The organism is Flavobacterium sp. GW821-FHT11G01, from assembly GCF_058808175.1.
Map to the genome: position 1 here is coordinate 139,985 of NZ_JBXARK010000010.1, position 18,867 is coordinate 158,851.

An 18,867-nucleotide genomic window follows, 5' to 3' on the forward strand; every position below is an offset into this window, starting at 1 on the left:
TCTAAAATCTAAAATAACAAAATGTCCCAAATGACCCCAAAATAGTCGTAAATAACTGTTCCGTAAGAAAAATAACATTAGTAGATTTGTATTAAATAATTAACCGATAACTATTTAAAACAAAAACCACATGAAAAAAGCAAAGATTATTTTTTGGATTACTACAATTATTATTTTTTTGTTTGAAGGCGTTATGCCAGCGTTGACTTCACAATCTGAAATGGCTAAAGAAGGAATTAGACATTTGGGTTATCCTGAATATTTTGGAAATGCTTTAGTCGTATTTAAAATCTTAGGTGTTTTGGTATTGGTAATTCCACAAATTCCGAAGAATGTAAAAGAATGGGCTTATGCCGGATTTGGTTTCGATTTTATATTTGCATCCATAAGTCATTTTGCAGTTGACGGAGTTAATTTCCAATCCTTTTTCCCACTAATTTTTTTAGTGATTATGGCTATATCCTATCATTATTATCATAAAATCGAACGCTATAAAAATATCGCGTTATAAACTTTTAAAACGATGATAGAAGTTTTCAAAACAAATGTTCAGGAAGTCGAGCAATCTATTTTGATTGTGGGGAAACTTCTTGAGCATTTTCCCAATAGTGCTATCAATTTTGATTTGGAAGATTGTGATAAAATTCTGCGAATTCATGGTGCTTCCATTTCACATAAAAAAATTATCGAACTTCTTGATTCGTACGGATTTCATTGCGAAGTACTTTTGTGACAAAAACATAATCATTTGATTATTTTTTTTTAACACATAGATACATGGCTTTTAGGAATCTTAAAAAGTCGTTTCACTAGTATATAGACACATTAGCTATGTGTTAAAAACTAGTTTTTTTTTTGTTGCCTTTTTTTTATAAAATTTATGTTTCTATATGTTTAAATATTTTTTCTACGTTTTAAATCCAATAGATAAAAACATAATCATTTGATTTTTAAATATTTAATTTAAAATTGTAAATTTGGATAATCGTTAATCATCAAATCATACAAAATGAATATTCCCAAAAATCATCAAATCGTAATGCCGTATTTAATTTTAAACGGTGCATTAAAGTTTATCGACTTCACAAAAAACGTTTTCAACGCCACTGTTTTACACGCCCCTCACTTGCGGGACGACGGAACGGCACAGCATGCCGAAATTACCATTCATACCAGTACTATTATGGTAACAGACGCAACGAAAGACTGGAAACCACAAACGGCAAACTTATTTGTTTATGTTCCCAATGCCGACGAAAGTTTCAAAAAGGCACTGGAAGAAGGTGCAACAGAATTGATGGGATTAAGCGATCAGGAATATGGCCGAACTTGTGGCGTAACGGATCCTTTTGGAAATGTCTGGTGGATCACATCAGTAAATGAATTCACAATTTAAATCAAAAAGATGAAAACAACTCTTCAAACGAACATTGTCGAAACATTCAAAAAATTAAACGAAATCCACTCTAAGTTTTCTGAAACAGAATTAAATACGGTTCCTTATCAAGGAAGCTGGACGGCGGGACAAACAACGCAACATATTCTTAAGGCATGTTCCGGTTATGCTGCATTATTTTTGGGCAAAACAGAAAAAACAGATAGAAAATCAGATCTTTACATTAAAGATATTGAAGCTCTTTTTTTAAATTTCAATATAAAAATGAATTCTCCGGATTATCTGAGACCCGAAATCATTGACTACAATAAAAATGAGCAAACTTTAGAACTGCTCAACAAGGAATCTGATTTATTGACTTTATCAGAAATTCATGATTTAACATTGACTTGTCTTGATTTTCAAGTTCCCGGATTTGAAAAATTCACCATTTTAGAATGGATTTCTTTCGCCCTTATTCATACACAACGACATACAAAACAGCTAAATGACATCTTTAAAATGTTAACCAAAGTGTAATTTAGTACCCTGAATTTTCCTAAACCAAACCTCAAAACCATATGAAATCAAAAAGCGGAACCATATTTCTATCCGGTTTAATTGCCGGCACACTCGATATACTTGCAGCTCTTATTATTTATGATGCTATTTTGCAAAAAACAACTTCAATCAAAATCCTGCAATCCATTGCTTCAGGAATATTTAAAAAAGACGCTTATTCCGGTGGCTCACAAATGGCATTATATGGTTTATTGCTACATTATTTTATTGCCCTTATCTTTGCCTGGTTTTACTTCACCATTTATCCGTACTTCACTTTTCTAAAAAAGAATACATTACTATCTGGTGTTTTGTACGGAATTTTTGTCTGGATCATAATGAATCTCGTGGTTTTGCCAACAGTATTTCCAGTGCTTCCGCAAAAACATCTCGATTTTCCTTTGATTTTATCCATCTTGATTTTAATATTCTGCATTGGAATTCCGATTGCCTTTATTACTAAGAAACATTATTCCTTGCGTTCATAGCTTATTAAAACGGTTTACGGTTTAATTAGTTAACAATCATAAATCGGAAATTTGCGCAAATAAAATTTTTAATACCTAAAAAAAGCGAAACTAATAATCTGGTTTCGCTTTTTTTATGAATAGCTTAAAACGGTTTAATCTTAACATTAATTTCTCATTACAATACCTTATTAATCAGTTTTTTACATTAATTTTATAATCCCCCTCTTCTTATTACATAATTCCCACACCAATCCTTTTGAGTCAATTTTTTGATCGATTGGATCAATTGAGCCTGTATTCGCAAACTAATTTTATCTAATAATAAGGAAACATATGGAATTAGCAGCAACGGAAACTTTAATCGCTACAAAACATGGCGTAATTTTAGAAAAGACAGATCGTGCTTTTGAAGAATTAGGGGTTTTAAATCCAGCAATTTATCAGGATGGGAATACAGTACACATGTTTTACAGAGCTGCTAAAAGAGGAAATTTTTCGACCATCGGGTATTGTCGATTTGAAGGTCCGACAACTTTAGTTGAAAGACATAAAGAGCCCTTTTTTGTACCTGAATATATTTATGAAATTCACGGAGTTGAAGATCCTCGTATCACAAAAATTGATGATACTTTTTATATGACTTATGTTACTTATGATGGTATAAATGCTAGTGGAGCTTTGGCCACATCAAAAGACCTTATTAAGTTTAAAAAGAAAGGAATTATAACGCCAAAGTTCATATTACATGAATTTACAAACTTTATTAGAAATCATTTATTGAATCCCAGTGTTGCAAAAATACTGGCTTTTAATACCGCTAGAAATTATCCCTTAACGGAAACGATGAAAGAACATTTATTGGTTTGGGATAAAAATGTAGTACTGTTTCCAAAGAAAATAAACGGAAAATTTGTGGGGTTACACCGATTATTTCCCTCCATTCAAATTTTCTCTTATGAGAAAAAAAGTGAATTGACGCCGGAATATTGGAAAGCGTATTTAAAAAACTTACCAGATCATATTGTGATGGAGCCAAAATACGATCATGAAACAAGCCATATTGGTCCGGGCGCACCTCCTATCGAAACAAAAGATGGCTGGTTATTAATTTACCATTCAGCAGAAAAAAGAGAAAAAGGATTGGTTTATCATGCTTCGGCAGCATTATTAGACCTCGAAAATCCACAAAAAGTTTTGGCCCGATTGCCAAAACCAATTATTACGCCGGCAGAACATTATGAACGACACGGTTATGTAAATTATGTGGTTTTTCCAACCGGAACAGCCATTTTTGATGACCAATTATATATTTATTACGGTGCCGCCGATGACAAAATTGCGGTGGCTTCTTTGAACCTAAACGACTTATTAACGGAATTAAAACAGAATCCCAATGAAAACGATATCAAATAAATCGAAAATAGTTTTTCTATCAACGTTTCCACCAACGCAATGTGGAATCGCTACTTACACGCAGGATACCATTAAAGGAATTACAGATGTTTTTGGTAAATCAGTAACTTGTGAAATTTGTGAATTGGTGAATGAACCAAAAGCAAAACCAACGCAGGCGTTTACCTTAAACACAAAAGATAAAGCCGAATATGCTAAAGTTGCCGAACAAATCAATAATGACAAATCGGTAAAATTGGTTCATATTCAACATGAATTTGGTTTATTTGGAGGAAACTATGGCGATTATTTGCTAGACTTTTTAAACGTAAACAAAAAACCCCTTACTTATACTTTTCATTCTGTTATTCAAAACCCGAATAACGAATTGAAAACCTTTGTAAAATTGTTGTTGAGTTACAGCAATTCAGTTTTTGTTATGACCAATCAGTCAAAAGAAATTTTGATGAAAGATTATGACATCAGTGAAGAAATAATTACTTGTGTACCGCACGGAACTCATATTGTAATTTATGAAACTCCTGATCAGGCAAAAGAGAAATTCGACATTCAGGACAGAAAAGTACTTTCTACTTTTGGCCTTTTGGGTGAAGGAAAAAATATTGAAACAGGACTTCAGGCTTTACCAAAAATTATCGAAAAAGAACCAAATGTCTTATATCTAATTATTGGAAAAACACATCCAAATTTAATTAAAGACGGCGTTGATGAATACCGCGATAAATTAGAAGGTATTGTTGAAGATTTAAATTTAAAAGACAACGTACGCTTTATCAATCAATATCTGGATACAAACGAATTATTAGATTATTTGAAAGCGACTGATGTTTATTTGTTTACTTCAAAAGATCCAAATCAGGCAGTAAGCGGCACATTTTCTTATGCAATGAGTTGTGCTTGTCCAATGGTGGCTTCAAAAATCCCGCATACTTTAGAAGTTTTAACTTCTGATTGTGGAATTCTGGTTGATATCGGAAACGTAGATCAATTTTCAGAAGCAACTATCAAATTGCTTTCAGATGATAATTTGAGAACAGAAATGGGTATTAACGCTTTCACAAAAACAAGAGCTTCTTCTTGGGAAAATGTAGCGATTACGCACATGAATACGTATAAAACTCTAATGGAGGATTCTTCTGAAATTAAATTTAGTTATCCTTCAATCCAGTTGAGACATATTAAAAAATTAACTACAGATTTGGGAATTATACAATTCAGTAAAATCTCGATTCCTGATCTTGAATCAGGATATACTTTAGATGATAATGCACGTGCTCTTATTGCTTTTTGTATGCATTACAAACTAACAAAAGACAAAGATGATTTACCTTATATTTTAATTTATTTGGATTTTATTGAGCGTTGTCAAAAACCGAAAGGGAATTTTATCAATTATGTCGATAAAGAAAACAGAGAACATATTGAACAAAATGCCGAAGTTAATTTAGAAGATTCAAATGCAAGGGGTCTATGGGCATTAGGAACTGTGGTTTCAATGTCTGACATTTTACCGGAATCTATTTCTAAAAAAGCGTCAAAAGTGTTATTGAATTCTTTAAAATGGGCAGAAACGATTCAGTCGCCACGTTCAATTGGTTTTGCAACAAAAGGACTTTATTTATACCATACTGCTGTTCCCAATTTATACGTTGCAGCAATTATCAATAAACTGAATGCAAAACTACTTTCTAACTACGAAATTCACGCTTCAAGCGATTGGAAATGGTTTGAAAATTATATGACTTACGGAAATGGAATTTTACCAGAATCAATGTTATATGCACATTTGGTAACCAATAAACCAATCTACAAAAAAGTAGCAATGGATTCATTAGATTTCTTAATGTCGAAAATGTTTATCAATAAAAATTTCAAAGTTATTTCGAACAACGGATGGCTGCACAAAGGTGAAGAGCCAAAAGAATACGGCGAACAACCAATTGATGTTGCTTACACCATTCATACATTAAATTCATTTTACGATGCTTTTGGAACACCGGAATATAAACATAAAATGAAAATGGCCTTCAACTGGTTTTTAGGAAAAAATCATTTGAATCAAATTATGTATAATCCTGTAAGCGGTGGTGGTTATGACGGACTAGAAAAAGAAAACGTTAACCTAAACCAGGGGGCAGAATCAACAGTATGTTATTTAACATCCCGATTAATAATGGAAAACCTTAAATTATCTGATACTAAAGTTATTCCGTTAATGAAATCAAATTCAGGTGTAGCGATTAACTCTTAATACTATAGCGATAATAAGACTGGCCAAAACGCTATAAACCCAGGAAATCCCTTTTTTTCGAAGAAGGGATTTTTTGTTTTTGTAAAGGTCTCTTAACGTCGTTTCTTTACTATTATTGTTTTCCTCAATGTTAATTATATAAAGTTCCTACAAAGTTCTGTAATGTATTTTCTTTAGTTATAAGATAACTTTAATCCTTGATAATCAAGGCATAGTCAATTCTATAAGCAGTTGATATATAAAGGTTTTCAAACAAAAACTAAAACATAATATGATTCTCACTTTAAAAAATACATTCACCGAAATTGGAAATGCAACTTTGTTTGCAAAACAGTTTTTTAAGGAGGTTTTTGTTCCTCCTTATGAAGCCAAAGAGTTCTTGAAACAATGTTATGTTATTGGCTATAAATCATTGCCTTTAGTTGCGATAACCGGTTTTATTATGGGTTTAGTACTTACGCTGCAATCCAGACCAACATTAGTCAAATTTGGAGCAGAATCCTGGTTACCCGGAATGGTCGCGCTTTCGCTGATAAGAGAAATCGCTCCGGTAATTACCGCTTTGATTTGTGCAGGAAAAATCTCCTCCGGAATTGGTGCCGAGCTAGGTTCTATGAAAGTAACAGAACAAATTGACGCAATGGAAGTTGCAGCAATTAATCCTTATAATTATTTAGTAGTAACGAGAATTTTAGCGTGTACCTTAATGGTTCCTTTGCTAGTATTTTTTGCAGATGCTATTGGGATTTTGGGAGGTTATATTGGGGTTAATATTCATGGTGATGTGAATCTATACCGTTATATGACTCAAATTTTTCAATCACTAGAATTTTTAGATCTTTTTCCAGCTACAATCAAAACATTTTTCTTCGGATTTTTTATCGGAATGATTGGATGTTATAAAGGCTTTAATGCAGCAAACGGAACCGAAAGTGTTGGTAGAGCAGCAAATTCTGCAGTGGTAACGGCATCTTTAGCCATTTTTATTCTTGATATGGTCGCAGTTCAAATAACCGATTTATTCTTTGTACAATGATTAAAGAGAAAGAAAATATAGAAACAAAGACAAAAGAAAAGGAAAAAACTCCTATGATTGAGATCAAGGACTTGCATAAAACTTTTGGTAAAGACAACAAGGTCTTACAAGGCGTAAATCTAACCGTAAATAAAGGTGAAGATTTAGTGATTTTGGGACGCTCCGGTTCTGGAAAATCAGTTACGATCAAATGTATCGTAGGATTGATTGAACCTGATAAAGGAGAGATAAAAGTATTTGATGAAAATGTACTAAATCTAAGTAAACGAGAGCTAAACGAAATCAGAGTCCGCATTGGTTTTTTGTTTCAAAGCGGCGCTTTATACGATTCGATGTCGGTTAGAGAAAATTTGGCTTTTACTTTAAGAAAACACAAAAAAGAATTGACAGCTGAACAAATCGAAAGTGAAGTAATGGAAGCGTTAGACAGTGTTGGTTTAGGCGATGCCATTGACAAAATGCCCTCTGAATTATCCGGAGGAATGCAAAAAAGAATTGGCCTGGCCAGAACTTTAATCTTAAAACCGGAAATTATTTTATACGATGAACCTACAACAGGTTTAGACACGATAACATCGAGAGAAATCAGCGAATTAATATTAGATATCAAACACAAGCAAAAAACGACTTCTATCATCATTACACACGATATGGCTTGCGCAAAGCTTACAGCCGACCGAATTATGGTTTTGAAAGATGGCGCAATACACGCTGAAGGAACATACGAAGAACTAGAAAAAGACGAAGACGAATGGGTTCGTTCTTTTTTCGAATAAACCAAAAAATAAATTATTAGAAATCATGGAGAAGCAATCTGGATATACTTGGAAATTAGGAATGTTTGTAACAATAGGTTTATTGCTATTTATACTGGCAGTTTACTTCATTGGAAAACAAAAAAACCTTTTTGGCTCGACATTCAATATTACATCACAATTTAAAACCGTAAGTGGTTTAGAAGTCGGAAACAATGTTCGTTTTTCGGGAATTAATATCGGAACGGTCGAAGAAATTAGGTTAATAAACGATTCTTCGGTTGTGGTTTCAATGGTCATAAAAGATGAAGTGCGAGAATTTATTAAAACAGATGCGCGTACCAGCATTGGTTCTGACGGATTAATGGGCGATAAAGTTTTAACCATTTCTCCGGGAGTAAAATCAACGAAAATAATTGAAAATGGCGGACAATTAGCCTCCCTTAAAGGAATCGAAATGAACGATATTATGAAAAGCGTTAAAAAAAGCATGGATAACGTTGGAGTCATTTCTGAAGAATTAGCCATTTTCAGCCATAGTATGAATAACGGAAACGGTGCATTAGCAAGATTGGTTCGTGATGATAAAATGGCCAACAGCGTTTCGAATACACTCTCTAATTTAGAATCCGGTACAAAAGGATTTAGTGAAAATATGGAAGCCGCAAAAAGCAATTTCTTATTTAGAGGCTACTTCAAGAAAAAAGAGAAACAAAAAGAAAAACAAGCTGAAGAAGCCAAAGAGAAAAAAGAAGATCAGGCTGAAAAAGACGCGAAAGAAAAAGAACAAAAGGCTAAAGAAGAGAAAGAAAAAGACGAGAAGGCCAAAGAAGAAAAAGCTAAAGAAGAAAAACAGAAAGAACAAGATGCCAAAAAAGCGCAGGCTGAAAAAGCAAAATCTTAATTTGAAAATCCTTTTCTACCTATAGAAATAAAACGATTGCTTTCTGTTCCAAAAACTATGTTTCTGTGTATTAATACAATACACAGAAACATAACTATTAGAAATTTAAAAAGACATTTATGAAAGCCTCCTATAAAAATATAAGCCTAAAAATCCTGAAAGTGACAGGAATTGTAATAGCAAGTATCTTGCTATTATTGTTTTTAATTCCGTTGCTATTCCCAGGAACAGTCGCATCCGAAGTAAAGAAAATTGCAAACGAACGTTTAGATACTAAAATGGATTTTTCGAAATCCAGATTGTCCTTTTTTACTCATTTTCCATCACTAACGGTTTCGCTGGATAATTTGTCTATGACAGGTTCAGCGCCTTTTAGAAACGATACTTTAATAAAAGCAGAACAAGTCGCTTTTGGAATTAATTTGAAAAGATTGATTTTTGACAATGAAGTAAAAATCAACAAACTATACGTTTCTAAAGCAATGATCAATATAATGGTCAATCAAAAAGGAGAAGCCAATTATAACATTTATATTTCTGACCCAAAAGATAAAAATATTAAAAACGAAGACAAACCAGATGAAGGAACGGCTATTCGATTAGAACGCATCGATCTTGAAGATTGTCACGTTAAATACAATGATCGTTCAGCAAAAATTTTGGTTGATGCCAATGGTTTCAATTATGTTGGAAAAGGAAATCTAAGTGAAGACATATTCGATTTAAGCACCGATGCCGATATTGATAAACTCGATTTTTATTATGACCGAACCGGTTATGTCAGACGAAAAAAAGTTCATGCCGATTTAATTACCCGAATCAATACGCATGCACTTTCGTTTATTCTTCAAAAAAATGAATTGCAAATCAATAAATTACCTTTAAAATTTACAGGTTTGTTTACCATTTTGAGAGATGGTTATAAAATTAATATCAAAGCCGCTTCAGAAAATACAACTGTAAAAGATTTATTATCGGTTATGCCTCCGGAATATTTGACCTGGCTGGAAGAAACAGAAATTTCAGGCCGAAGTGATTTGCTTTTTACCCTTAAAGGAAATTATAATGTCGCTAAAAAACAAAAACCAAATTTAGCTTTCAATCTTAAAATTGATAACGGTGCCATTAATTATCAAAATGCGCCCGTTCCGTTGACGGATTTCAACATGGATTTGAATGCTTTGTTACCAGAACTGGACCCTGAAAAATTAATTATAAATTTAAGAACCTTAAAATTTAAAGTAGGCGAAAAAGATTATTTCAATGCTTATTTAAGAAGTAAAGGGCTTAGTGAAATGACTGTCGACGCCAGTGTTAAAGGTGCTTTAGATCTCGCTGTAGTTGATGCCGCTATCGGTTTAAACACAATAGATTTAAGAGGAATTTTAAAAACGGATATCAAAGCCAAAGGTCTTTTTAGTACGTCAAAAAAACTATTTCCTAAAACCATTGGCGGAATTTCTTTGCGTCAGGGCTGGCTTAAAACAGAATCCTATCCTAACCCCATTACTGATATTACTTTTGTAGCCAATGTGTTGAATAAAGCCGGAACCTTTCAGGATTTAATTATTGCCGTGGCGCCTGCTTCTTTTGTTTTTGAGGGAAATCCGATGTATGTAAATGCAACACTTTCTGATTTTAGCGATTTAGCTTATAATGCCAAAATAAAAGGTGAATTGAATGTGGGCCGAATTTATCAGGTCTTTTCTCAAAAAGGCCTTGACGTGACCGGATATGCAAAAGCTGATCTTTCACTTAAAGGAAAACAAAGTTATGCTACTACCGGACAATATGATAAACTCGATAATCGGGGAACTCTTTTGTTGAGAAATATTAAAGCAACATCAGAATTATTTCCGAAAGCTTTCTTTATCAAACAAGGAAATTTTCGTTTTCAGAATGAGAAGATGTGGTTTGAAAAATTCTACGCTTCTTATGGAAAATCTGATTTTGATATTAACGGATATCTTCTGAATACAATAAATTATTTCCTCGAATCGCACGGTACTTTAAACGGAAGTTTCAACATGAAATCTAAATTGATTAATGTGGATGAATTTATGGCACTTGAAAAAGGAGAAAATAAAGACCGAAACCTTGAAGTGGAATATGCCAAAGAAGATCATCCAAAAATGAGCGGCGTTGTCATTATTCCAAAAAACTTAAATGTCTCACTTAGCACAAATGCAGATAAAATAGAATATAACGGACTCGTTTTAAACAAACTTTCCGGTAAAGTCGGAATTGCTAAAGGCGGTTTCTTTCTAGAAAACACGACTTTTAATATCATCGATTGTATTTTAGGAGTTAATGCTTCTTATAAAGATGAAACACCAACTTCTGCCCATTTTGCTGCGCATTTTACAGCCAAAGATTTTAGTGTTCAAAGAGCTTACAAAGAAATTCCCATGTTTCATGATATGGTGACCGCAGCCGAAAAAGCACAGGGAATTATTTCTGTTGATTATACTGTTAAAGGAGATTTAAACGGAAATATGGGGCCAATTTACGAATCTCTTGAAGGTGGAGGAACAATTAATTTACGCGATGTACAAGTTAAGGGTCTTAAATTATTTGACGGAATTAGTTCGCAAACAGGGCAAAAAGGTTTAAATAATCCTGATATGAAAGGAATTGAAATCATATCAACAATTGATAATAATTTAATTCATATTGAGCCCTTTACGTTTAGTGTAGCGAGTTTTAGACCAACTATAAAAGGTACAACGAGCTTTGACGGATTATTAGATTTAAGAATGCGATTAGGATTACCTCCGGGCGGACTTGTGGGTTTTCCGATTGTGATAACGGGAACACATGATGATCCAAAAATTAAAATTTTCAGTAAAACCGGACAAAAAATATATGATGCCGTTTATGACGAAAAAAACAATAAAGTTATTCGGGAAGAAAAAGTAAGCAAACGAAAAAGTTAAAATAAAATGGAAAAGAGAATGGAAAAGAAAAAACCAAAAGGCAATAGTGCCTTCGAAGAATTTGCAACCAAAGTTTCAAAAGCTGCAGGTAGTACAACTGCCTTTATTGGCGCTTTTTTAATTGTTGTTGCCTGGGCAGTTTCAGGCCCTATTTTCAATTATTCTGAAACCTGGCAATTGGTAATTAATACCGGAACAACTATTATTACCTTTTTGATGGTTTTTTTAATTCAGAAAGCACAAAATAAAGACTCGCTTGCCATTCAATTAAAATTAAATGAACTAGTCGCATCAAGCGAATATTCCAGCAACAGTTTGGTTGACATTGAAAGCATGACAGAAGAGGAAATGATTATCGTTCAAAAATATTATCAAAGACTTAGTGAATTGGCTAAGAAAGACGAAAGCATTAGAACTTCGCATTCTATTGGTGAAGCTCATGATCAACACGAAAGAAAAGATAAAAGCAGAAACCAACTAAAATCTGCCAAAAAAACTGCCGAACCTACAAAACCTGCTAAAGTTGCAAAAAAACCAACTAAGAAATGAAACTTCGGTCAACAGAAACTTTCTGGCCTTTAAAAAGTGCCATGAGATACAGTTATCCGTCGATTGATCAGGATTTAAACACTGAAGTTTTAATTATTGGCGGCGGAATAACAGGTGCTCTTATTGCTTATAAATTAATCAACGAAGGAAAAAAAGTAGTACTTGTAGATCGGCGTGACATTTGCAACGGTAGTACGGCTGCGAGTACAGCTTTACTTCAATACGAAATTGATGTTTCATTGCATGATCTCATAAAATTAAGAGGTTTGGAATGTGCTGTTGACAGTTATAAAAATGGCAAACAAGCCATTTTTGATTTGCGAACCATCATCGAAACTATAAAAAGCGATTGTCAGTTCGAATTCAAAAAGAGTATTTATTATTGTTCTTTTAAAAAGGATATTCCGTATTTAAAACACGAATTCAAAACCCGAAAACAATACGGATTTAATGTCAACTGGCTCGAAAAATCTGACTTAAAACAAATGGGATTAAATGCTATGGCGGCCATAGAATCGAATACCGCTGCCGTTATGGATCCGTATCGTCTGGCGCATGACTTATTGCATTATTGCCAGCAAAAAGGAATGCAGGTTTTTGATCGAACCAATATTACCTCCATCCAAAATCAAAAAAGAAAATTAATTGCCCATACCGAAAACAGGCATCTTATTACCGCAAATCATATTATACATTGCAGCGGTTATGAAAGTACTGAAACACTTACAGAAAAAGTAGTAGATCTTAAAAGTACGTATGTCATCGCTTCTGAAGCTTTACCGGAAATTCCAAATTCTTTTAAAAATGCTATTTTTTGGGATACAGGCTCACCTTACTTTTATTTTAGAGCAACCTCAGATAACCGAATTATTATGGGAGGTGGCGACGAGGAATTTAAAGATCCTAAAAGAAGAGATAAATTATTGCCTAAAAAAGAACAAATGCTTTTAAGGCAATTCCAGAAAAAATTTCCTGATATCAATTTTAAAATTGACTATTCCTGGGCAGGAACTTTCGGAGAAACACAAGACGGACTTCCCTATTTCGGAAAACCAAATCCGGACAAAAATGAACATTACGTTTTAGGTTTTGGAGGAAACGGAATCACCTTTAGTGTTTTGGGAATGAATTCAATTTTAGATTCAATTAATAATAAGAAAAATAAGGATTTGGAGTATTATAAGTTTGGGAGGTAAATTAGATGCAAAGCTTCAAAGGGACAAAGGTTTTTTTTCGCTTTGCTCATTCTTATGAAAACGAATGCCCTAGCCCTGATGGGAGGGAAAATCCTTTTGTGCCGGGGTTCGACACAAAAGATTTGGAAGGACAGCAGGAAATAGCTCCTAAAAATTAAAACCGAATAAATAAACCTCTGTCCCTTTGAACCTTTGCCGCTTTGAGCCTGCAATTACGCAGTAATCGCCAAAGGATTCAAATTAAATTTATATTCTTTTGGACTACAATTGAATTTTTGTTTGAAGATTTTTGAAAAGTAACTTCTGCTTGTAAAACCAATGCAGTATACTATTTCTGAGATATTTAAGTCTGAAGTTCTAATTAACAATTCTGCTTTTAAAACTCTCATATGGGTGATATAATCGTTTACGGTGCGATTGTGAATCATTTTGAAACCTTCTTGTAATTTATTTGGAGACAAACCTGATTTTTTGCTCAATGATTTAATGGTAAAAGGTTCTTCTGGAGAATTTTTGATGAATTCTGAAAGTTCTTTTATTTCTTCCATTTCTCTTAAAGTCAAACAATTTGCATCTTTTGAAAAAGCATTTAAATCGTCAGAATGTTGTTGAATTTCCATTGCCAAAATAATTCTCAAGATACCTTCTTTAAGCAGTTTTCTAACAATTCCGGTTTGAGATACCGCATTTAATTGTTCTATTTTTTCAGCAATTTGAAGATTGTAAGAACCTAGATAAAAGAAATCTTCGGCATTGTTATTTTCAAAAAAGGTTTCTTTTACTTTATCGCTCAAAGAATTATCCAAAGCATAAAGTTGGTTATCAGCAACCTGAGTTCCAACAATGATTAAGGTAAATTTTGTATTCTTGTCTTTCTCAAAAAACAAAATAGTATCCTGACTTACTTTTGAAGTCGCAATGGCAGTCTGAAAAGTTTTAAACTTTCTTTCTTCACCCAAAACACCAAAACTGTGTGACAGGCTTCCCTGAGAACAATACGCAAAATAAATAGGCGACGATTGTACATTGGTAATATCAATTCGAACATCAACAGCAAAATTCATGTCGAATTGCACGTACGAAATATTGTCATTAAAAGAGGCGCCAATAATTGATCCTCTTACCGTACTATTATTAACTTCTAAAGTAAATTCATCTAAATCAGAAGTCACTTTTCCTCCAAAATTAGAGTGTAACTGTTCAAAAATAGTGCTAATTTTTTCTGTATTAATAGTAACTGTTTTCATTTTGCCTGTAATTAAAATTGAGATTCTATATTTATAGATTTCGATTAAAAGAGATTCATAAAAGTGGCTGAATACTACAAAATCTAGAACTTCAAAGTTCGTTTAGTGACGCTTTAAAAATGTTATATAATTTTTCTAATTTGTTTTATAATTACTTATAAATGATTATTTTAACACTTATTAATTCTGAGAATATCTAAGTAAAAAATATGAAAAGCTTTTCATTCGCTCCAATCGCTTCACAAAACGCTAACATTTTGATTTTAGGCACAATGCCCGGAACAAAATCATTAGAACTGAATCAATATTACGGACACAATCAGAATAATTTCTGGAAGTTTATGTTCCTTATTCTCAAAGAAAATTTCTCGAATGATTACCAAACCAGAAAAGCACTTTTGAAAAAAAATAACATTGCATTATGGGATGTACTACAATTCTGCGATCGCATAGGAAGTCTGGACAGCGCCATAAAAAATGAAATAGCCAATGATTTTGAAACATTCTTAGAAGAACATCCAAACATAAAAACCATTCTTTTCAACGGTCAAAAAGCAGCTGCATTTTTCAAAAAATATGTGCATCTAAAAAAAGAATATCACCTGATAACATTACCATCAACAAGCCCCGCAAACGCAGGAAAACCTTTCCAATCAAAACTTGAAGAATGGGAAAAAGCTGTAAGCAATAAGCTGTAAGCTGTAAGCAATAAGCTTTAGGCAATAAGCCCTACTCTTGCATCTTGCATCTTGCATCTTGGTTCTAAAATCTATTTTCTATACTCTATATTCCATTCTCAAAAAAAAAATATTGAAATCATATAACATTATCAAATTAAAATATAACAAGAAACAGCACCAATAAATCTAATTTTACTTTAAAGAAATAAAGCCATTTGAAACTGATTTACATGCAATTGAGGCTTTTTTTAAAATATAGATATCACTAAGAAAACCCAAAGACAATCTTTCGGGTTTATATATAAGAAACATTGGTTATGTTAGTTTATTTTGAAAAAAAAGCTATTCTATTCATAGGGTAGCTTTTCTTTTTTTAACTTTAAGCCTAAATACAAAAACTATGAAAATTCAAACCTATTACAACCACATACGTTTTTACACTCCTCATCATTTTGTTTATTATCCAGTTCTAACAATCTTTCTTCTTGCCAGTATTTACTTTGCATTTACGACAGATCAGCCGTTAATTTGGGCCTTTATAAGTGTCGGTTTTATATTCCTGTTTTGTCTCGCTTTTATGTTGCGCCAGCATTACGCGTTAATTTTGCAAAACCGAATCGTAAGATTAGAACTTCGCTATCGATATTTCACCCTAACCGGAAAAAGACTGGAAGAGTTCGAATACAAATTAACCGACGATCAAATATTTGCCCTAAGATTCGCACCAGATAACGAATTACTCCCTCTTATAGAAGACACCCTAAAAAATAGCCTAACCGGCGACGCCATAAAAAAAGCCATAGTCCACTGGAAAGCAGATTATAATAGAGTTTAAAAAGTTATGAGTTATGAATTATGAGTTTTTAGTTTTATTGTTAACTTATAATTCATAACTCATAATTTTAATAAGGGCGTGCCACCTTTTAAAAAAAGGCCCAATCAACTTTGCGTTCATTGGGCCTTTTCTTAAAAGCTGTCGGGCTATCCGCTCCGCTGCGGCGGACTGCTTCTATCCCTCACGCAGTCCGGTTTTCATAAGAAGAATTATGGATTTATAAAATTTCAAGGCATTTTAAATAACAAAAAAGAGACGCACTGCTGTGCGCCTCTACGATAAATATTGTGGATAATTCGGCTAAAGCCTTTGGCATACTTTCTTTCAAACTCCAGCTAAAGCTGGAGACAATTCAAAAAGCCTCTGAGCCTTTGCCCCTTTGTAACTTTGAACCTTTAAAAAACCTCTGAACCTTTGTCCCCTTGCACCTTTGAGCCTTCACGAAAAAAACCTTAAACCCTTCCTACTTAACACTCTCAAACCCCTCCTTAACAATCTCCTTCTCCACCTTATCAATAAGTTTATTCGTTTTTCCGGTTAAGCGCTCTTTTTTCCAATCGCCTTTAGCATAAATAATTAAAGTGATCAATCCCGTAACAACAGATGAAATAGGAAAAGCCCACCAAATACCAATTTTCCCCAGCGAAGTATTGTGCGATAAAATATAAGCCAACGGAAACTGAATTACCCATTGCGAAACCAAAGTCAAAATCATCGGAAGCGTAGTATTTCCAACCGCTCTGAAAACTCCGGTTAAACAAAGCTGTAAACCAAGAAATCCCCAGGAAAGACAAGTAATTCTTAATAGCTGAGTTCCTCCTTCGATAACCGCAGGATCATTCGGAACAAAAAATGCGATTAAATACGGTGCAAAAGTGTAAGCGATAATCCCAAGTCCGCTTAACAAACCAAAACCTAAATAACCACCTAATTTTCCAATTTGCGCCGCACGGGCAATATTTCCGGCTCCAATATTCTGCCCCACTAAAGTTGCAATGGCCATAGAAAGTCCTAAAGCCGGAATCAGAATCAGCTGAATTAAATTAGAACCCGCTCCATACGAAGCAACGGTTGTGGTTCCAAAATGCACAATCAAAAAAGTAATTGCCATCATACCAATCGCGCGCATAGATTGCTCGATTGACGACGGAAAACCAATTTTAAAAGCTCTTTTAATATGTTTAAAATCTGGTTTAAAATCTTTCAACTGTAAATGAATTCCGTGTTTCCCTCTGAACAAAATGAAAAAGCCAATTACAATGGCCAAACTCTGAGTCGATAAAGTTGCCAGAGCGGCACCTTTTACACCCATTGCCGGAATAAAATTCCATCCAAAAATAAACAACGGATCAAGTGCAAAATTTAGAATCACCGTTCCCAAAACAATATAAACCGGCAAAGTCACACGACCCACACCACGCATCACCGATTGGAAAATCATAAAACTAAAACTAAATACCAGACCAATAAAAGCGACGCGCATAAAACCTAATGCATCCTTATAAACTTGAGGCGTTACATTTAGTACATGCAAAAAATACGGACTCAGCCAATATCCAATAATAGATAAAACAATCGAGACACTAATAACCATAAGTAAGGTTTGTGCTGCCACATGATTGACCATTTCCTGTTGGCCGGCACCAAAATATTGTGCAATTAAAATTGATCCGGCAATGGCAAGACCCGTTCCTAAAGCAATCGTTAAAAATATAACCGGCGTACTAACAGAGACTGCTGCAACAGCATCTCCTCCCAAACGTCCTACCCAAAAAGCATCTACTAATTGATATGCAGCCTGCAAAAGATTGGCGATCATAATAGGCACCGCCAATTTTAACAATGAAGAAAGTATTGGTCCTTCTAATAATTCTTTTTTATTCATTTTTTATATTTTCAAATTTTTGTTTTTGCCACTCCCGATAGCTATCGGGATACTCAGATTTAAATGATTTTTAGATTTAGTAATCTGTGGCATTATTTTTTTTACTCACTTACTTTAAACGTTGATATGTCAACTTTTAATTGTCAAAAAAATTAAGATTGATCTAGTTTATCGGCATAACTTTTTATAGTTTCCAAAGCTTCGATTCTTTCTTTTGGTGTAAAAACAGAAAGTACCTCGTCTTCAGATTTTTTCATTAAAGACCGAATATTTTTTGCCAATGCAATTCCTTCTTCAGTAAGACTTACTACATTTTTTCGCTTGTCTGTTTTATCTTTTCTAACCACAAGCAAACTCTTTTTTTCTAACGCATTTATACTTCTCAAAATAGAAGATTTGTCACGCATCGTTTTATCTGAAAGTTCTCTTTGAGACAAGTCTTTGTGCTGCAAAATCATGATTAGGGGCAATTGCTCTAACTGCAAAGTAATTCCGGCTTCGCTCATTAAAGCATTGGTACGACGAAAAAGAGCCTTTTTAATTCGGTGTATCTGAAATAAGAAACTGTCTGCAATTTCAGCACTAAAAGCTTTACTAAATGGTTCTGAATTTGTATTTGTATCTGTCATGATGCAAAATTACAAAAAAGAGTGACATGTCAACTAATTTTAACAAAAAACACATACTTACCTGATAACCAGAATATTTATTAATAATAAAAGGAGAAAAAAAAGAAATGAATGATTTTTTTTGTTAACTTTAATTGTCAAAATT

At 33.5% G+C, this 18,867-nt stretch carries 18 protein-coding genes; 15 read left to right on the forward strand and 3 right to left on the reverse strand.

All coding sequences use genetic code 11. The annotated features are described in order from the left end of the window. The first annotated feature begins 130 nt into the window (after positions 1-130). From AC1RRN_RS17650 to AC1RRN_RS17710, 13 genes are all read left to right on the forward strand, one after another. Complete coding sequence (locus tag AC1RRN_RS17650; RefSeq protein ID WP_492968564.1) at positions 131-511, forward strand: DoxX family protein; 381 nt, start codon at positions 131-133, stop codon at positions 509-511. Positions 512-523: 12 nt separating this feature from the next. Continuing rightward, positions 524-733, forward strand: coding sequence for a hypothetical protein (locus tag AC1RRN_RS17655; protein WP_192188068.1), 210 nt, complete (start codon positions 524-526; stop codon positions 731-733). Between the two features lie 276 nt (positions 734-1,009). Then, the gene (locus AC1RRN_RS17660) at positions 1,010-1,396 is read left to right on the forward strand and encodes a VOC family protein (protein WP_492968565.1); all 387 of its coding nucleotides are present in this window, start codon (positions 1,010-1,012) and stop codon (positions 1,394-1,396) included. A 9-nt stretch (positions 1,397-1,405) separates the two neighbouring features. Next, positions 1,406-1,915 carry a DinB family protein gene (locus AC1RRN_RS17665; protein WP_492968566.1) on the forward strand — a complete coding sequence of 170 codons (510 nt, stop codon included), beginning with the start codon at positions 1,406-1,408 and terminating at the stop codon, positions 1,913-1,915. A gap of 41 nt (positions 1,916-1,956) precedes the next feature. Further along, a complete protein-coding gene (locus AC1RRN_RS17670; RefSeq protein ID WP_492968567.1) occupies positions 1,957-2,424 on the forward strand; it encodes a DUF1440 domain-containing protein in 468 nt (155 codons plus the stop codon). A 315-nt stretch (positions 2,425-2,739) separates the two neighbouring features. Continuing rightward, a complete protein-coding gene (locus AC1RRN_RS17675) occupies positions 2,740-3,819 on the forward strand; it encodes a glycoside hydrolase family 130 protein (protein WP_492968568.1) in 1,080 nt (359 codons plus the stop codon). Further along, on the forward strand, positions 3,800-6,070 hold the full coding sequence (locus AC1RRN_RS17680; RefSeq protein WP_492968569.1) for a glycosyltransferase: 2,271 nt from the start codon (positions 3,800-3,802) through the stop codon (positions 6,068-6,070). Before AC1RRN_RS17675 ends, AC1RRN_RS17680 begins: the two co-directional genes overlap by 20 nt. Before the next feature lie 271 nt (positions 6,071-6,341). Continuing rightward, complete coding sequence (locus AC1RRN_RS17685; RefSeq protein ID WP_492968570.1) at positions 6,342-7,106, forward strand: MlaE family ABC transporter permease; 765 nt, start codon at positions 6,342-6,344, stop codon at positions 7,104-7,106. Continuing rightward, positions 7,103-7,882, forward strand: coding sequence for an ABC transporter ATP-binding protein (locus tag AC1RRN_RS17690; protein WP_492968571.1), 780 nt, complete (start codon positions 7,103-7,105; stop codon positions 7,880-7,882). Before AC1RRN_RS17685 ends, AC1RRN_RS17690 begins: the two co-directional genes overlap by 4 nt. A 25-nt stretch (positions 7,883-7,907) precedes the next feature. Then, positions 7,908-8,765 (forward strand): MlaD family protein, encoded by an 858-nt coding sequence (locus tag AC1RRN_RS17695; protein WP_492968572.1) that lies wholly within the window; start codon positions 7,908-7,910, stop codon positions 8,763-8,765. A 119-nt stretch (positions 8,766-8,884) separates the two neighbouring features. After that, entirely contained in the window at positions 8,885-11,701 is a 2,817-nt protein-coding gene (locus AC1RRN_RS17700; protein WP_492968573.1) for an AsmA family protein, read from the forward strand. Between the two features lie 18 nt (positions 11,702-11,719). Then, on the forward strand, positions 11,720-12,250 hold the full coding sequence (locus tag AC1RRN_RS17705) for a low affinity iron permease family protein (protein WP_492968574.1): 531 nt from the start codon (positions 11,720-11,722) through the stop codon (positions 12,248-12,250). Beyond that, positions 12,247-13,446, forward strand: a complete 1,200-nt coding sequence (locus AC1RRN_RS17710; protein ID WP_492968575.1) for an NAD(P)/FAD-dependent oxidoreductase — start codon at positions 12,247-12,249, stop codon at positions 13,444-13,446. The genes AC1RRN_RS17705 and AC1RRN_RS17710 overlap by 4 nt, the downstream gene beginning before the upstream one ends. A 212-nt stretch (positions 13,447-13,658) precedes the next feature. Here the strand turns inward: AC1RRN_RS17710 and AC1RRN_RS17715 are convergent, their stop codons facing one another. Beyond that, a complete protein-coding gene (locus AC1RRN_RS17715; protein WP_492968576.1) occupies positions 13,659-14,693 on the reverse strand; it encodes a helix-turn-helix domain-containing protein in 1,035 nt (344 codons plus the stop codon). A gap of 209 nt (positions 14,694-14,902) precedes the next feature. Between AC1RRN_RS17715 and AC1RRN_RS17720 the strand changes: the two genes are divergently transcribed. Then, a complete protein-coding gene (locus AC1RRN_RS17720) occupies positions 14,903-15,391 on the forward strand; it encodes a DNA-deoxyinosine glycosylase (protein ID WP_492968577.1) in 489 nt (162 codons plus the stop codon). A 382-nt stretch (positions 15,392-15,773) separates the two neighbouring features. Next, positions 15,774-16,208 (forward strand): DUF6526 family protein, encoded by a 435-nt coding sequence (locus AC1RRN_RS17725; protein WP_492968578.1) that lies wholly within the window; start codon positions 15,774-15,776, stop codon positions 16,206-16,208. 463 nt (positions 16,209-16,671) lie between these two features. Here the strand turns inward: AC1RRN_RS17725 and AC1RRN_RS17730 are convergent, their stop codons facing one another. Continuing rightward, positions 16,672-18,093: an MATE family efflux transporter gene (locus tag AC1RRN_RS17730; protein WP_492968579.1), complete on the reverse strand. Its 1,422-nt coding sequence runs from the start codon at positions 18,091-18,093 to the stop codon at positions 16,672-16,674. Positions 18,094-18,245: 152 nt separating this feature from the next. Beyond that, positions 18,246-18,722, reverse strand: a complete 477-nt coding sequence (locus AC1RRN_RS17735; RefSeq protein ID WP_492968580.1) for a MarR family winged helix-turn-helix transcriptional regulator — start codon at positions 18,720-18,722, stop codon at positions 18,246-18,248. Between the last annotated feature and the right edge of the window lie 145 nt (positions 18,723-18,867).

Excerpts from the sequence above, each read along its gene's own strand:
- AC1RRN_RS17650 (WP_492968564.1), top strand. The coding sequence starts at position 131 with ATGAAAAAAGCAAAGATTATTTTTTGGATTACTACAATTATTATTTTT.
- AC1RRN_RS17655 (WP_192188068.1), top strand. The coding sequence starts at position 524 with ATGATAGAAGTTTTCAAAACAAATGTTCAGGAAGTCGAGCAATCTATT.
- AC1RRN_RS17660 (WP_492968565.1), top strand. The coding sequence starts at position 1,010 with ATGAATATTCCCAAAAATCATCAAATCGTAATGCCGTATTTAATTTTA.
- AC1RRN_RS17665 (WP_492968566.1), top strand. The coding sequence starts at position 1,406 with ATGAAAACAACTCTTCAAACGAACATTGTCGAAACATTCAAAAAATTA.
- AC1RRN_RS17670 (WP_492968567.1), top strand. The coding sequence starts at position 1,957 with ATGAAATCAAAAAGCGGAACCATATTTCTATCCGGTTTAATTGCCGGC.
- AC1RRN_RS17675 (WP_492968568.1), top strand. The coding sequence starts at position 2,740 with ATGGAATTAGCAGCAACGGAAACTTTAATCGCTACAAAACATGGCGTA.
- AC1RRN_RS17680 (WP_492968569.1), top strand. The coding sequence starts at position 3,800 with ATGAAAACGATATCAAATAAATCGAAAATAGTTTTTCTATCAACGTTT.
- AC1RRN_RS17685 (WP_492968570.1), top strand. The coding sequence starts at position 6,342 with ATGATTCTCACTTTAAAAAATACATTCACCGAAATTGGAAATGCAACT.
- AC1RRN_RS17690 (WP_492968571.1), top strand. The coding sequence starts at position 7,103 with ATGATTAAAGAGAAAGAAAATATAGAAACAAAGACAAAAGAAAAGGAA.
- AC1RRN_RS17695 (WP_492968572.1), top strand. The coding sequence starts at position 7,908 with ATGGAGAAGCAATCTGGATATACTTGGAAATTAGGAATGTTTGTAACA.
- AC1RRN_RS17700 (WP_492968573.1), top strand. The coding sequence starts at position 8,885 with ATGAAAGCCTCCTATAAAAATATAAGCCTAAAAATCCTGAAAGTGACA.
- AC1RRN_RS17705 (WP_492968574.1), top strand. The coding sequence starts at position 11,720 with ATGGAAAAGAAAAAACCAAAAGGCAATAGTGCCTTCGAAGAATTTGCA.
- AC1RRN_RS17710 (WP_492968575.1), top strand. The coding sequence starts at position 12,247 with ATGAAACTTCGGTCAACAGAAACTTTCTGGCCTTTAAAAAGTGCCATG.
- AC1RRN_RS17715 (WP_492968576.1), bottom strand. The coding sequence starts at position 14,693 with ATGAAAACAGTTACTATTAATACAGAAAAAATTAGCACTATTTTTGAA.
- AC1RRN_RS17720 (WP_492968577.1), top strand. The coding sequence starts at position 14,903 with ATGAAAAGCTTTTCATTCGCTCCAATCGCTTCACAAAACGCTAACATT.
- AC1RRN_RS17725 (WP_492968578.1), top strand. The coding sequence starts at position 15,774 with ATGAAAATTCAAACCTATTACAACCACATACGTTTTTACACTCCTCAT.
- AC1RRN_RS17730 (WP_492968579.1), bottom strand. The coding sequence starts at position 18,093 with ATGAATAAAAAAGAATTATTAGAAGGACCAATACTTTCTTCATTGTTA.
- AC1RRN_RS17735 (WP_492968580.1), bottom strand. The coding sequence starts at position 18,722 with ATGACAGATACAAATACAAATTCAGAACCATTTAGTAAAGCTTTTAGT.